The organism is Vibrio marinisediminis, from assembly GCF_014050145.1.
Lineage (GTDB): Bacteria > Pseudomonadota > Gammaproteobacteria > Enterobacterales > Vibrionaceae > Vibrio > Vibrio marinisediminis.
Genome location: NZ_JACFYF010000001.1, coordinates 566,423 through 581,543, shown reverse-complemented (window position 1 = coordinate 581,543; position 15,121 = coordinate 566,423). Strand labels below are relative to the sequence as shown.

The 15,121-nt window shown below is 45.6% G+C and carries 15 protein-coding genes; 3 read left to right on the top strand and 12 right to left on the bottom strand.

Going from position 1 to position 15,121, the window contains the following annotated elements; translation table 11 throughout:
- Positions 1 to 70: 70 nt before the first annotated feature.
- Complete coding sequence (locus H2O73_RS02700; RefSeq protein ID WP_182106258.1) at positions 71 to 427, bottom strand: YibL family ribosome-associated protein; 357 nt, start codon at positions 425 to 427, stop codon at positions 71 to 73.
- Between the two features lie 226 nt (positions 428 to 653).
- Here H2O73_RS02700 and H2O73_RS02695 point away from each other — a divergent pair, with 226 nt between their 5' ends.
- Together H2O73_RS02695 and H2O73_RS02690 are read left to right on the top strand one after the other, a co-directional pair.
- The gene (locus H2O73_RS02695; protein WP_182106926.1) at positions 654 to 1,421 is read left to right on the top strand and encodes a DUF4344 domain-containing metallopeptidase; all 768 of its coding nucleotides are present in this window, start codon (positions 654 to 656) and stop codon (positions 1,419 to 1,421) included.
- Between the two features lie 204 nt (positions 1,422 to 1,625).
- Positions 1,626 to 3,287, top strand: coding sequence for a methyl-accepting chemotaxis protein (locus H2O73_RS02690; RefSeq protein WP_182106256.1), 1,662 nt, complete (start codon positions 1,626 to 1,628; stop codon positions 3,285 to 3,287).
- Positions 3,288 to 3,386: 99 nt separating this feature from the next.
- Here H2O73_RS02690 and H2O73_RS02685 read toward each other — a convergent pair whose 3' ends face one another.
- On the bottom strand, positions 3,387 to 3,977 hold the full coding sequence (locus tag H2O73_RS02685; protein ID WP_182106254.1) for a copper resistance protein NlpE: 591 nt from the start codon (positions 3,975 to 3,977) through the stop codon (positions 3,387 to 3,389).
- 260 nt (positions 3,978 to 4,237) lie between these two features.
- Positions 4,238 to 5,410, bottom strand: a complete 1,173-nt coding sequence (locus H2O73_RS02680) for a p-hydroxyphenylacetate 3-hydroxylase oxygenase component (RefSeq protein ID WP_220457442.1) — start codon at positions 5,408 to 5,410, stop codon at positions 4,238 to 4,240.
- 192 nt (positions 5,411 to 5,602) lie between these two features.
- On the opposite strand from H2O73_RS02680, the gene hpaA reads away from it, so the two are divergent.
- Positions 5,603 to 6,484 (top strand): 4-hydroxyphenylacetate catabolism regulatory protein HpaA, encoded by an 882-nt coding sequence (gene hpaA, locus H2O73_RS02675; RefSeq protein ID WP_182106924.1) that lies wholly within the window; start codon positions 5,603 to 5,605, stop codon positions 6,482 to 6,484.
- 42 nt (positions 6,485 to 6,526) lie between these two features.
- Here the strand turns inward: hpaA and H2O73_RS02670 are convergent, their stop codons facing one another.
- The 9 genes from H2O73_RS02670 to hpaH all read right to left on the bottom strand — a co-directional run bounded on the left by H2O73_RS02670 (position 6,527) and on the right by hpaH (position 15,074).
- Entirely contained in the window at positions 6,527 to 7,975 is a 1,449-nt protein-coding gene (locus H2O73_RS02670; RefSeq protein WP_182106250.1) for an NAD-dependent succinate-semialdehyde dehydrogenase, read from the bottom strand.
- A 3-nt stretch (positions 7,976 to 7,978) separates the two neighbouring features.
- Positions 7,979 to 8,836: a 3,4-dihydroxyphenylacetate 2,3-dioxygenase gene (gene hpaD / locus H2O73_RS02665; RefSeq protein WP_182106248.1), complete on the bottom strand. Its 858-nt coding sequence runs from the start codon at positions 8,834 to 8,836 to the stop codon at positions 7,979 to 7,981.
- A 134-nt stretch (positions 8,837 to 8,970) separates the two neighbouring features.
- Positions 8,971 to 9,933, bottom strand: a complete 963-nt coding sequence (locus H2O73_RS02660) for an AEC family transporter (protein ID WP_182106246.1) — start codon at positions 9,931 to 9,933, stop codon at positions 8,971 to 8,973.
- A gap of 42 nt (positions 9,934 to 9,975) precedes the next feature.
- Positions 9,976 to 10,374 carry a 5-carboxymethyl-2-hydroxymuconate Delta-isomerase gene (locus tag H2O73_RS02655; protein ID WP_182106244.1) on the bottom strand — a complete coding sequence of 133 codons (399 nt, stop codon included), beginning with the start codon at positions 10,372 to 10,374 and terminating at the stop codon, positions 9,976 to 9,978.
- A 94-nt stretch (positions 10,375 to 10,468) separates the two neighbouring features.
- Positions 10,469 to 11,989, bottom strand: a complete 1,521-nt coding sequence (gene hpaE, locus H2O73_RS02650) for a 5-carboxymethyl-2-hydroxymuconate semialdehyde dehydrogenase (protein ID WP_182106242.1) — start codon at positions 11,987 to 11,989, stop codon at positions 10,469 to 10,471.
- A gap of 23 nt (positions 11,990 to 12,012) precedes the next feature.
- Positions 12,013 to 12,780 carry a fumarylacetoacetate hydrolase family protein gene (locus H2O73_RS02645; protein ID WP_182106240.1) on the bottom strand — a complete coding sequence of 256 codons (768 nt, stop codon included), beginning with the start codon at positions 12,778 to 12,780 and terminating at the stop codon, positions 12,013 to 12,015.
- Positions 12,777 to 13,424 carry a fumarylacetoacetate hydrolase family protein gene (locus tag H2O73_RS02640; RefSeq protein WP_182106238.1) on the bottom strand — a complete coding sequence of 216 codons (648 nt, stop codon included), beginning with the start codon at positions 13,422 to 13,424 and terminating at the stop codon, positions 12,777 to 12,779. The genes H2O73_RS02645 and H2O73_RS02640 overlap by 4 nt, the downstream gene beginning before the upstream one ends.
- A 33-nt stretch (positions 13,425 to 13,457) precedes the next feature.
- Entirely contained in the window at positions 13,458 to 14,261 is an 804-nt protein-coding gene (gene hpaI / locus H2O73_RS02635) for a 4-hydroxy-2-oxoheptanedioate aldolase (RefSeq protein WP_182106236.1), read from the bottom strand.
- A gap of 9 nt (positions 14,262 to 14,270) precedes the next feature.
- Positions 14,271 to 15,074: a 2-oxo-hept-4-ene-1,7-dioate hydratase gene (gene hpaH, locus H2O73_RS02630; protein ID WP_182106234.1), complete on the bottom strand. Its 804-nt coding sequence runs from the start codon at positions 15,072 to 15,074 to the stop codon at positions 14,271 to 14,273.
- Positions 15,075 to 15,121 lie beyond the last annotated feature (47 nt).

Below are 15,121 nucleotides of genomic sequence, written 5' to 3'. Positions count from 1 at the left end.
TGTTGTACTTTAGGCTAGGCGAGGCAAAGCGATATCAGCATCGCCTTGCTCTAAGCTAGAAATGATGTAATTAGAATTTTTTTGGTGCAAAACCCGTCATCGCATCTAAGCGTAATTGCTTACCCATCTTTGTCATCGGATGAACAATCACTAAACCTTTAACCGATTTCTTCAACTTACCAAGGTCAGCTTGTTCTGCTTTGGTAATTTCACGTGAAAATGGCATATCTAACAGGCTCTTACGCTCTTGGTTTACATTATATTCTTGCTTACCACGTAGCGAGTTCACCTTCTTCGAGAGTGTATCAACGTCATCAGTAAACTTAGTGATCATACTTTGATCACCACGAGCTTTCGCAGCATCAAGTTTACGCTGCGCACTATCAAGACGGTTGTGAAGTTGTTGAAGTTCCTGCTTTAGGCTCATAGCGATTTGTCTCTCTCGAATATTGAAGGGCGGCGAGTGTACCATACACAACTGTACCTCCCTAATTATAATCTAACGTCTTATTTTTGAGCGGCTTTATCGGTTCAAAATGCTCAAAATCATCCACCATTAATGCCATATCTAAACTGGCATGATAAACCATGAGTAATTATAGTCTTGTAAAGTGATTAAAAAGAAGGACCGCACAATGTTTAGCTCTTATGGCATGCTAACAAAAAGTACCCTAATATGGTGCTTATTCGGTATCGCCTCTGCACACGCGGCTGTGCAAGTCACCTACTTGCCCGCAGAATCAGACAGTGACAAAAAAGCCAAGCAAGCCATTGTTGATAGCGGTGTTAACTCAGTCATCGTTAATCTCGCTCAAGAACACTTCAAATTTAAGCAATCACTCACCATTCAATATGGTGGCGATGAGGGACCTTTGTATGATCCCGAAACCCACACCATCCATATCCCTTACAACTTCTACACGCAAACCGTGAGCTACTTTGAGCAAAACCAATACCAAGAAAAATTTGATCGTTCTGCTCAGTTAGGTGCCATCGACACTATGATGCACACTTTACTGCATGAAGCGGGACACGCGTATATTGAAGATCAGGCGATACCTATTTTAGCTAAAGAAGAAGACGCGGTTGATAACTTTGCCGCCGTGATCATGATTGAATATGTTGAGAATGGCGACGAAGCCAGTATCAGTGCGGCTGATATGTTTGCTTTTGAGTCTCAAGACCGACCCGATTACTACCAAGCCGATGAGTACATTGATGAACACAGCTTCGATTTACAACGTTATTTTTCAACCTTGTGTTTGGTATACGGTAGCAACCCGGAAAAACACGCTGATTTACTTAACGAAATTGAACACGATTTGCTCACTGAAAGAAAAGAGTTTTGCGTTTCGCAATTTCAAACCATAAGCAACAACTGGCATCGATATTTAACCAGCGAAAATGCATCATATTTTTAACAAATTAATTTCTGTGAGACTGCTTTAAGGTAAACAACACTCATAACAATGCCTTATTATAAAAGGATTTTTCAATACAAAAATTAAAACTAAAGCCTTAAGCTTCACAGTTCTTTGCCGATAAAATGTTTAACATATCGGATAACCTAGTAATACATATGAGCAATATATGTATTAGGTAAACAAATTATCGCAGGGAATATTATGAATCTAACTATAAGAACACGCCTTTACGTGTTGTCGTTTATACCTTTACTCTTGATCGCGATTGGTGTCATGGGAGTCGCTTACATTAAAACAACCAAGCTCACCGCACAGCAAGTCGAAGTGACCAGCAGCACCATGATGCAACAAAAGAAATCAGAGCTAAAAACTTACGTACAAATGGCAAAATCTGCTGTGCAACCTTTCCTTGCGCGCGGAGCCTCTCTAGAAGAAGCATTGCCAACGTTAAGAGAACTTGAATACGGCGACAATGGCTATATCTTCGGTTATGACTCCAAAGGCATCCGTATTGTAATGGGTAAGCACACCAAAGGAATTGGTGAAAGTTACTATAACTTGCAAGATCAACAGGGCAACTACCTCATTCGCGACCTGATCACAAACGCCAAAACCGGTGACTACACAACTTACTATTTTCCCAAGCCAGGTGAGACAAAAGCATTACCGAAGCTGAGCTACTCTGTTTACATTCCTGAGTGGGATCTCATGCTAGGCACTGGTTTTTATACCGATGATATTGATGCCGTTATCGCTGATATGAACAACCACGCCAATGAAGCATTGGAAAATACATTGATTGCCATTGTGATTTTCTGCTGCATCATCTCAGCTCTTGTTGCGCTATTCGCTATCGCAATTAACCGTTCAATCATGAAACCGTTAGAACAGTTTGACCAATCAATCACCTCTTTTGCCAATGGTGATGCAGACTTAACTGCTCGTATGGAGTCCTTTAAGGCGCCAGAATACGCTCGTCTAAGTAGCAACTTCAACGCTTTTGTTGAAAGCTTACAAAGCATTATTAGTAACGTTAGTAATGTAGGACAGCAAGTGGTCTCTGAGACCAGCAATATGTCAAACCGCGCAGCGCAAGTAGATGAGCTAGCAACCGGACAACGCGAAGAAACCGAACAAGTGGCAACCGCGATGACGGAAATGACCACAACGGCGCAAGAAATTTCCAACAACGCCTGCCAAGCAGCGGATTCGGCGAAAGAAGCGGATGATAATGCGCTTGAAGCACAACAAATCGTCAACTCCGCGGCGAATTCAGTCGTAGCACTGGCTGATGAAGTACAAAAAGCGACAGACGTGATCTCGCGCTTAGAGGGCGACGTGCAAAACATCTCCTCTTCATTGGAGGTTATCCAAGATATTGCAGAACAAACCAACTTGCTGGCACTTAATGCCGCAATTGAGGCCGCACGCGCTGGTGAGCAAGGTCGAGGGTTTGCCGTAGTCGCAGACGAAGTACGAAAACTCGCGAGCCGAACTCAAGAAAGCACGGGTGAAATTCATGAGATGATCCAGCAACTTAAATCAGCCTCAGATGATGCAGTTAAAGCGATGGAATCAAGCCAATCACGTAGTTCTGATACTGTAACAGAAGCCAATGCGGCAGCAGAAGCTCTAGTAAAAATCCAACAGTCGATTGCCACTATCATGGATATGAACTCATTGATTGCAACGGCAACCGAAGAACAAAGCTTGGTAGGCCAGGAAATATCTGAACGAATCGTGGTCATTTCAGACCAAAGCTCCCAATCTGCTGCGCTGGCAAATGAAAACCGCGCTGGCAGCCAAGAGCTCAATAGCCGAGCAAACGAACTGTATAACTTAGTTAATCGCTTTACAGTGTAAAAGGTAGAGAAAACGCAGCTCTCCATACAAAGATGTGCTGTTATATCCAACCATAAAAAAAGTGACCATCTTGGTCACTTTTTTTAATCTTTTTGGGCACTATTCTTGTTGTACTAAATTATAGTTTTCTGCCATCTCACCTTGTACTTTATTGCCATCAACATCCAGCATCATCAATACGTTCTCACCAACAAAAAACTGTTGTGAATCATCTTCTTCAGACAAGGTCACTGTGTCACCTTTACTATTCCAAATGAACTCACCTGTCGACTTATATTCATTGGTTGGTTTTAGATCGCCATCTTTCGCCGAACCAAGGTAAGTTTGCTCATACACATAGCTACCATCAAAATTGAGCGTCAATGAGGTCGCAATACCTGAGCAGTCTGCACATGGCATTGTCCCTATATAAAGACCTTCCCAATCCAACGAGTTACGCGCGCTGTGCTCCAAACGTTGCTGGTCCGAATCAGCCATGCTCTCGTCACTACGGACTTCCGTGCTGCTCGCTGCTGAAATTGTCGATGCTGCTTGCGATTTTACCCCTTGAGCATCATCAGTTATTTTAACTGTAACGTTTTCTGTTACCTGCTCTGGTGGTGCTTGAGTAAGAGCTTGATCTGGCGCTTCATCTTGGCAACCCGCTAACACGAATACGGCACTAGTCAGTATTAATAGCGTTTTTTTCATCTTCATTCCTTATTCAACCAATCAGATACTGTCTTCTAATATTAGAATCGTTTGAGACTTTTACGTCAGAACAAACACAAATTACTGATCCGCATTTGTCAGGAAAACGAAAATGAATGGAAAATTTGTCTTTATTAATAGGTAATTAGCGCTCCGAACTCTGTCATCTTGTTCAATATAGGCTGCTGAAACAAAAAGCCAACAGTCGCGCAATGTCTTAACTGTTGGCTCTCTCATTCAAGCATGAGTTGTGTGTTTACTTACACCATGCTTGGATCTGGTTCTAATCCCATTAGCTGACGACCAAGGATCTGCGCGCAAACATCGTAATCAGTATAAGCGTGTGCGCCGGTCATGTGTGAATCGCGGAACAAACGTTGCCCTTCGTTATCACTAAACCACGCCATACCACCCATCGCTTCAAATAGGCGGTCCACTGACGCGATACACATTTTGACCGCGTAGGCTTGATTGGTTCGCCAGTAAGTCAGTGTATCGGCATTCGGGTACTCTTTGCGCTCACCATGCTCTTTATGATCGTTCCACGTTTTCTCAAGCAATGCTCGCGCCGCTGCCACTTGGTGAGTCGATTCCGCCAAACGCATCAACGCAGGTGTGGAAACACCCACATTTGCGCCGGTATAAGCACGAACACGGTTCTTCTGCTTCTCTTTAAACACCTCCAACATACGCTCGGCAATACCTAGGCTGATAGCGGCAAAGCCACAAGCAAAGTAAGGGCGGTAAGGGGTGTAAAATATGTCGCTATCGGGATATAGGTCAAAACCTGCCGAATAACCTTCCATCATGCCTTTCGCGGTTTCAATGCGGTGTTCTGGAATAAAAATGTCTCTCAATTCCAGCGTTTTTGTGCCACTTGACTTCATCCCCGCAGAATACCAATCATCAATAATTTTGTACTCATGGCGTGGTACAACACCGAAGCAGTAAACTTTGTTACCCTCTTTATCAAAACGGTTAAAACCAAGAATCGACCAGTCAGCATGATCACAGCCACTGCTCCAACGCATGTCGCCATTAAAGATAACTCCGCCTTCGGTTTCTTCTGTTTTACCAAATGGGGCAATACTACTGCTTGCTGTCGCCTCTGGGTTTGTCCCCCAAAACTCCTCTTGTGCTTGCTTTGAAAACATCGCCATTTGGTGGCTATGCGTTGCTAGCAAACTTGCACCCCAAGCCGTACCGCCACATGCGCCAGCCAAAGCGGCAACACAGTCAGTAAACTCAGGCAATGAAATTTCTAATCCACCATAAGCTTTAGGTTGAAAGGCACGGAAAAAGCCAATTTCTCTCAGTAAGCGAATGTTTTCTTCTGGTGGCGTTCGGTCTTGTTCTGCCTGCGCAGCATTGCTGGCAATCATTGGCAAAATAGTCTGTAGCTTTTCGAGTAGAGGATTATGTTGTTTCATCATCGATTCCTTTTGACGGTAAGCCCTGTTGTTGTTTTCTAATTGGGCGATGAGCTCATTATTACGGCTCGCCACGCTTGGTTAAATGGATGTTACTCACGTTCACTTGTACTTTTCGTGGATATAAATAATATGTTAACTATAATTTGATAGAGTCGTTATTGAGATGTAGAGCTTGATAAAGGAAGTATCGTGATGGAAGCCGTTCCCATTCCCAACTTAGATATCGGAAAAGTCTATGATTCACGCTATGACAATAGTGAGTTTCACATTGAGAGATTAGATAGCTTAGCGCTATTTTTTGGGCGCAATATGCCCACTCACTATCATGACCGCTACTATCAAATTCACTGTATTTTAGAAGGTACAACCCACGTATTGCTTGATGAAGCACACTATTTTAAAACCGGTACAACGCTCTTTTTTACCCCACCGACTGTCCCTCACTCCTTTGTTACCGAAGATCATGCCAATGGCTTTGTCATTACCGCGAGCCAACCGTTAGTGTGGCGATTACTGGATATAGAAATAGGGCGCAATGACGTTGCATCTACCGCGCTACAACCATTTTGTACTCAGCTAGATAAAGACTCACCATTGATCAATCAACTAGAGATGTTAGTCAACGAACAACACAAGCCACAATTTATGAGTGACGTCGCTAGCCAAGCATTGCTGCAATTGGCTTTAATTGAAGTACTGCGCCATGCCAACACTCAACCGGTTACGGCGGCATTTCGCAATAATGATGTCCATGTATTCAACCGTTTTAACCAACTGATTGAAGCGCACTACAAACAGCATTTAACCCTACCGGAATACGCGCAAACGCTAGGGATCACTACAGCAAGGCTTAATGATATCTGTCGAAGAATCAGTGGATTATCGTCAAAGAGGCTAGTGGCCGAGCGGGTAATGCAAGAAACTCGACGTTTGCTACTACTCACCTCAATGCCAGTTTCACAAGTGGCGTATGAATTGGGCTATCACGACCCTGCCTACTTCGCTCGATTCTTTAAAAAACAAACTGGTGAAACCGCTTCGGAGTTTCGTGAACGTAAAAAAAGAGACAGTTAATGCTGTCTCTTGATTGAGGGAAGTACGCCAGCAAAGGCGCGTTTATTGGTCAAGACCACCCATAAACATGTACTTCATCTCTAGGTACTCTTCCATGCCATGACGCGAGCCCTCGCGACCTAGCCCAGACTCTTTGACACCACCAAAAGGCGCCGCGGCCGTTGAAATTAGCCCTTCATTAATGCCAACCATTCCCACCTCAAGCGCATCGCCCACGCGCCAAGCTCGACCAAGTGAACGGGTATAAAGGTAAGCCGCCAAGCCTGATTCGGTATTGTTTGCACGCTCAATCACTTCGGCTTCATCATAAAAGCGGAACAAGGGTGCCAACGGACCAAAGGTCTCTTCTTGTGCCACCAGCATGTCATCGCTCATTTGCGTTAAAACGAATGGGGCAACAAACAGCTCACCATCCTTAGCAAAAGCACCACATAAAGCCTCAGCCCCCTTAGCGACGGCATCTTCAACATGCGCTTGCACTTTTGCTACCGCACCAGCGTTGATAAGCGGTCCAATAACAACATTGTCAGCAAAGCCATCACCAACTTTCAGTGCTTTAACCTTTTGCGCCAGTTTTTGCGCAAACTGATCATAAACAGCATCATGAACAAATAAGCGGTTAGCACACACGCAGGTTTGCCCAGCATTGCGGAATTTAGCAATCATTGCACCTTCAACAGCGGCATCAATATCCGCATCATCAAAGACAATAAATGGTGCATTACCACCGAGCTCTAATGCCATTTTTTTAATTGTCGATGCCGATTGATTCATCAAAATCTTGCCTACATTGGTTGAGCCGGTAAAAGAGACTTTACGCACCCGTTTATCGGCAGTAAAGACACCGCCAATGGCAATGGCATCACCGGTTACCACATTAAACAAGCCTTTCGGTAACCCAGCATCTTCTGCCAATTTGGCTAATGCTAGGGCAGTAAATGGGGTCTCCGGCGCAGGTTTTAATACCATCGCACAACCCGCCGCAAAGGCAGGCGCACATTTACGGGTGATCATTGCCGCAGGAAAGTTCCAAGGCGTAATCGCCGCGACCACACCAATTGGCTCTTTAGTCACTACAATTTTGCCATTGGGTCTATGGCTAGGGATCATCTCGCCGTAAGCACGGCGAGCTTCTTCGCTATACCACTGCACAAAACTGGCGGCATAAGCAATTTCCCCTTTGGCTTCAGCAAATGGCTTGCCTTGTTCAAGGGTTAAAATAGTGGCTAAATCATCGCTATGCTCAACCATAAGCTCATACCATTTGCGCAGAACATTGGCACGATGATCAGCCGTGGTCAGCTTCCACTCACTAAAGGCTTTATGTGCTGCATCCACGCACTGCTCGGCTTCATTTTGCCCCATAGTAGGCACATGACCAATGACTTCACCATTCGATGGGTTAGTGATTACTTCTTCTTCACTACCCGCTAGCCATTGCCCATTGATGTAGCATTGCTGTTGAAACAATGCAGGATACTTAAGCTGCATACTTTACTCCGTAACTTCAAAAACCACGTTTACTTGCCCAGTACCTGAGCTTGGGAAGTATTCGGTTACCACAGTGCTCTCACCTTGGTACTCATCCCAACCTAATGCACCGAACAGCATTGCAGTATCGTGCATGCCACCTTCCCCTGAACACAGCGCGGCATAATCTGGCAACATTTCAAGGAATGTTTTGTAATCACGATTTTTCCACAGTTCAAGCACTCGTAGATCAACCTGACGGTTGAACTCTTTTGAAATAGTGAACGTGCCATTGTTGGCTTCATACTCATCATTATCCCAAATACGGTGCGATAACGATCCCGATGCCAACAGCATCACACGGCTATCACTCTGCTCAACCGCTTCACGGATCGCTTGACCAAGAATACGCGATGATTCAATGCTATGAACCGTACACCAAGCCGCAACTGACACTACTTTGAAGTGTCGATCTTCATTCATAAATCGCATTGGTACTAAGGTGCCATATTCAAGATCAAGAGAGTCCACTTGGTGCGAGAGAGTAAATACCCCCTTCTCTGTGGCTTTTTCTGCAATCAAATCACCCACAGCGCGATTACCCGTATATTGGTATTCTAGATTTTGAATAAAATGTGGGAACTCGTGACTGGTGTAATTACCGCTAAACTCATCGTTTGAGTTAACGTGATAACCAGCATTGACCAGCCAATGAGTATCTAGAACGATAATAGTATCGACGTCCATCTCTTTCGCCATCTTGGCGATTTCTTTGTGTCCATCAATCGCGGCTTGTCGACAGCCAAATAAACGCCCAGGCTGCTGTGACATGATCATAGTCGGGACATGCGTAATTTTTGCTGCGATACAAAGTTTACCCATTTTCATTTCCTTTTGAGTTCTGCATTCTTATTTTGTGTTGCTTCCTAGAGGCTAATTTTGTCCTTGAAGCTATGTTATTGCTTGAATGCATGGTTATTGGTTAGTAATTACTCACTTTGCTTGCAAAGATTGAATCAGTGGCTAAATATCATCAGTGTTAAGGTTGTCACTAAGCTTACGGTCAACATGGCAATTATCGTGGTCGGCAACAAAACCGCAGCGCACATAGCGCCAAGATCGTATTTCTGACCTATCACCGCATACACACCAAACATCGGCATACTGGCTAAAATCACCGCCACCGCGCTCATGGTTGGGTCCAATTCAAACCAGCCCAGCATCAGCAATAAAACCATCAGCGGGTGCAGCAATAATTTAGACAGCATCACCAAGCTAATTTCTTGCCGCATACCAGATAACTTAACCCCAACTAATCCGCCACCAATGGTAAACAGCGCTACACCCGTGACTGTGCTAGCCAGCATATCGATAATACGCGTTGCGGTATCGGGGGTGGTGATACCCAAACCAGAACATGCCATCCCCAGCACTATCGACAAGACAATCGGGTTTTTGGTTAAGTTACCTAGTGTCTCAGTCAACTTGGCCCAGACATTAATGTGGGTTTGACGATTTGAGACATCCGCTAGCGTTAGCAATAGCGGAAGCATGATCAAGTTCTCCACCACCAATGTCAGTGAAAATGGGATCAAGGCTTTGTTGCCAAACAGAAAGTAAATGATTGGAAATCCAATCAGTAAACTGTTGGAAAAGCTGCCACCCAGACCTAAAATCGTCGCATGCGCGGCGGTTTTTTTCAGCTTCAGCATCGCATAGAGCGCCACCAGCGCAAATGCGATCAGAGAGCCCAAGGCATACGCTATCACGTAATCCGCATGCCAAATTTCATTGAGAGATTTACTGCTCAGTGCACTAAAAATGGCTGCTGGCAGACCAAAATTAAACACAAACGCCGCCAGAGCTTTATGTCCATTTTGCGGGATGATTTGACGCTTAAACGCAAGGTAGCCAACACCAATCACTAGAAATACTGGCAATATGGTCATGACGACATAGCTAAGCTGATCAACCGACATCTGCGTTCCTCTTATGAGCGACAAATAACATCACAAATACTGCTATGAACCCGACGCTTGTTGCGCCAGCTTTTGATGAATATTGTTTTTCTTAAAATTCAATTGCGGATGAAGCTCGATCATCTCAAAGCCAATGCTTAGATAGTGTTTTTCAAACGTTGGCTTGAGAAATTCACAATAGACATCAAATACCCGTTGCGCAGCTTGTTTAAGCGTATCCATATCTCGCCCCACACCGACTTTAGCGGTCAGGTGAATAAAGCGGTTATCCGGATCTTCATCAGCGACTAGGTAGTAATCACACTTGACTGCGCGAGTACGAATCCCCCCTTTAGGGAACACGCCAGTGGCGATCGCTTCGCGATGGATCACTTGCATCAATGCTGGAATGTCTACGTCAGACTCGACGTTAGGTGAGTATTCCATAATAAAATGTGGCATGGTTTGGCTCCTTTTCGGGCTCAAGACTACGAGCCCGAATTGTTCCTCTACCCGTATCGTAGTGAGTAGATATCAATGTGATTGTCTAACGCTATTACTTACCGAGACTCGGGACTTGGTGAATGTCATGAGCAATACAAACGTTCTTCGTTTCCATATAGAAATCAAAGCTCCAATCACCACCATCACGGCCAACACCCGACATTTTCATCCCACCAAACGGCGAAGGTAGATTACGGTTATTTTCGGAATTCACCCAGATCATCCCCGCTTCCACTTTGGTTGCCATGCGCATTGCACGCCCGGTATTTGAAGTCCAAATGTAACCAGATAAGCCATACTCTGTATCGTTAGCGATTTCTAGCGCCTCTTCTTCACTGTCAAAGCCAATACAAGTCAGCACAGGACCAAAGATCTCTTCACGAGCGACGCGCATGGTGTTATCTGCGTCAGTAAACAGGGTTGGCGTTAGGTAGTTACCATTACCTTTCTCAGGCAATGCTCTACCACCAACGGCGATGGTCGCACCATCTTCTTGTGCCGCAGTCATGTAGCTTAATACCTTGTTGTAGTGCGATTGATGTACCAGCGGTCCCACTTCAGTCTCTGGATCCAATGGATGACCAACTTGTAATGATTCAACACGCTGCTTTAACGCTTCGATAAACTTAGGCTTGATACCATTTTGGATCAGCAAGCGGCTTGAGCTGGTGCAACGTTGACCATTTAAGCTGTAAATCATAAACACCACGGCATCCAACGCGCGCTCAAAGTCCGCATCATCAAATACGATTACTGGGTTTTTACCGCCCAATTCAAAGTGAACACGTTTCAGAGTTGGTGCGCCTTGCGCTTGGATCATAGAGCCTGTCACCGTCTCACCAACAAACGCGACCGCTTTAATCGCTTTGTGCTCGGTCAGCGCTTTACCGGCCACTTCGCCAAAACCATTGACCATGTTCCACACGCCATTAGGCAACCCAGCTTCTTCTGCACATTCCGCCAAAATAGCCGCAGTTAATGGGCTAAATTCAGCAGGTTTGTGCACCACGGTACAGCCCGCAGCCAAAGCAGGGGCAATCTTCCATGTTGAAAGCATGAAGGGGGTATTCCATGGTGTGATAACCCCAACCGGACCAATCGGTGTACGAATGGTGTAGTTAGTGTGAGTATCTTGATGCAGTGACAAGCCATTTTTCGCTTCTGGTGACTTATCAGCAAAAAAACGGAAGTTCGCTGCACCACGGATCGCAGCTTGACGCATAAAACGCAGTGGCTGACCACAATCCATCGACTCAACTAACGCAATTTCTTCTGCGCGCGCTTCAATCTTATCCGCTAATTTATGCAGAATTTTCTTACGCTCTGCACCGGAAATATCCGCCCAAGCTTGGAAAGCGTTTTGCGCGGCATTACAGGCAGCATCAACGTCTGCCACTGAGGCTTTGACCACCTGACCCAGAGAGGTATTGTCCGTCGGCGTCAGGTTTTCGAACGTCTCACCTTGTGAGCCAAGCGTCCACTCACCATTAATATAGTGACCTAAAGTGTTGTCGCGAAAGCGTGCCAAATACTGCTCTGCGGTTTTTTGATTCAGTTCTAACTGTTGAGCCATGATCATTTCCTTCTAATGCTGATTTAGCGACGCGCGTAAAAATCATTTTCTGATAACACTGGATTTTCCAAGCTACCAATACCTTCAATTGAGCAGCGAACCACATCACCCGGGTGAATGTCTTTCAGCCCTTTTGGTGTGCCTGTCGCGATCAAATCACCCGGTTTAAGTGTCATGAAACTGCTGAGATACTCAATCAAAAATGGCACATCAAAAATCATGTCTGACGTATTGCCTTCTTGAGTTAGCTCGCCATTAACATGGGTGGTCAGCTTGAGGTTATCGAGTTCTTTAATATCAGCGGTATCGACAATCCAAGGACCAATTGGGCACAGTGAATCTCGGCTTTTCACGCGTAGGTTTGGACGGTAATAGTTCTCTAAGTAGTCGCGAATCGCGTAGTCATTACAGATGGTAAAGCCGTCGACATACTCAAGAGCTTGTTCACGTTTGATGTTCTTAGCTTCTTTGCCAATCACCGCTACCAGCTCGCACTCATAGTGCATAAACTCAATATCATCGGGGCGGTAAGAAGGCTGCTGATGAGCGGTTAAGGTATTACCACCTTTTAGGAAAACCAATGGCTCTTTGGGTGGCTCAAACGCCAGCTCTGAAGCATGATCCGCATAGTTCAAACCCAAAGCGAAAATGGTGCCTGGGTTTTCGATTGGAGATAGCCAAGTAAATTGCCCTTGAGGGATCTCTTGATTATCTTGTGTTAGCGCATTGCCACCATCGTTAATAACAACGGACAACACATCTCCCATGTATTCAATACGTGCGCGTTTCATGCGGTTGCTCCTTCAACGTTATTGTGCAGTTTGATTGATTCACCCAATTGAGAGCGAACTTCATCACCCTGTGATAGCGGGGTACGTTCCCCAGCAAAACCGATCGCAATCACATCACCTGGTTCTAAGGTCATAATGTGTGAAATGCTTCCAATAAGTTGCTCGGCAGAGCGTTGAAGGTTTGCTAATGGCAGAGATTGCGCTAGTCGGTCATTAACAAACGTTTGTAAGGTGTGTTGCTGCAATTGACCAATATCAGACACCATCACCGCGTCACTGAGCGTGGCAGAGTTATCAAGGCACTTACCTTTGATATCTGGGCGGTAGTAGCTGTTCTCAGGTAGCGAAAAGTCGTGCAGTAGCGCAACCCCCGCCACATAGTCCATTGCGCTTGCTGCATTCACGCGGCAGCACTGTTGACCAATAACCAAGGCAACACTGGCACCGACAACAAGTTCATCATCTGTTGGATAGGCGATAGCAGCCTGAGTATGGTTCCAAGTATTGTGCGGCTTGAAATAGAGTACCGGTTGAGTTGGCATCGCTTTATATGGTGCCTGTTCAAAAGTAGACTGCATCGCGTCAAGTTGCTGCGAATCATTCAGTGCTACGCACACCACTTTTCCTTGTAGTTGTGTATTCATTTTTACTCTCTACTTATCAGTAGTTAATTGAATTTAATAAACGTTATCAACGAATTTCGCTGGCTCGGCTTGCGGTTGTTTTAGCTGATTGGCTAACAACTCCGCCCCGGCTCTAAGTAGCAAGGTATCCACTCCGGCACCTATAAATTTCACCCCACGCTTGGCGTACTGCTGCGCTTGTTGCGGATCCAAACTTAAAATGCCCGCCGCTTTACCTGATGCTTGAATGACATCAATCGCGTGGTCGATCGCCGCAACAACCTCTGGGTGTGAAGGATTACCGATATGTCCCATTGATCCAGACAGATCCGACGGACCAATAAAAATGCCATCAATACCTTCTACCGACGCGATTTGTTCGATGTTTTCAATCGCCTGCTTAGTTTCAACTTGCACCAGTACGCACACCTCTTCATTGGCACGCTGTAGATATTGCGGAATTCTGTTCCACTGTGATGCGCGTGCTAAAGCAGCACCGATACCACGTTGACCAATCGGCGGATAAAAAGCCGCTTGTACCGCCAACTCGGCTTCTTGCTGGGTATTGATCATCGGCAGCAACAAAGTTTGGGCACCGATATCCAATAGGCGTTTAATTAAGGTCGGATTCGCTTCTTCAGCTCGTACAATAGGCGAAGCCGAATGGGCAGCGAGCGCTTGAAGATGAAGCTTAATACTGGTGAGATCAAACGAGGCATGCTCGCCATCAATAAGCACCCAGTCAAAACCGGCACTACCGCAGATTTCTGCGCAGCTGGTATCGGGCAGCCCTAACCACAGTCCCCAAAGCGGCGCGGGTTGGTTGAGCTGTTGTTTAAATTGATTGATTGGTAGCATCACTTTCCCCTAGACGAAATTAACCGAAACGCCACCCAGTGGCCCAAAATCAGCGTGAATCGTATCGCCTGCTTTCACGGCGACAGGGCGAGTAAAGGAGCCGGCAAGGATCACCTGCCCCGGCTCTAAAGAAACACCATGCGGGGCAAAGCGTTTACATACCCAGCAAATCCCGTTGGCAGGGTGCCCTAATACGCCCGCGGCTAAACCCGTCTCTTCAATTTGACCGTTGAGGTAGAGCATCGCCCCAGCCCAACGCAGATCCATTTCGGTCGGTTTGATTGGGCGTCCACCAAGAATGATGCCGCCATTCGCCGCGTTATCGGCAATGGTGTCATACACTTTGCGTGTATAACCGGTCGTTGGATCAGTACGGTGACAACGCGCCGCAATCAACTCTAGCGCAGGGATAACGTAATCTGTTGCGTTAAGCACGTCAAAAATAGTGACATTGTCACCTTCTAGTTTATCTTTTAGTACAAATGCCAATTCAACTTCAATTCTTGGGTCTAGAAAATCATCCGCTTTGATCTGTGCGCCATCAGGGAAAAACATCTCATCAAGTAATACGCCATAGTCTGGCTGATCAATATTGACGGCCATTTGCATCGCTCGTGAAGTTAACCCTATCTTGTAACCTTTTACTTCAGCACCTTCGCTAACTTTACGCCCTACCCACTCACTCTGGATCTTATAGGCGTCATCCATAGTCATTTCTGGAAATTCCAGAGTTAAAGCGGAGATTTGCTCGCGCTGTTTCTCTGCGTGGTACAGCCTTTCAGCGGCATTCTGCAACTGTTCCTTTGTTAGCATTATGTATTCCTTTTGTTTTGTACCGACATGACGCGAGCTATTTTTGC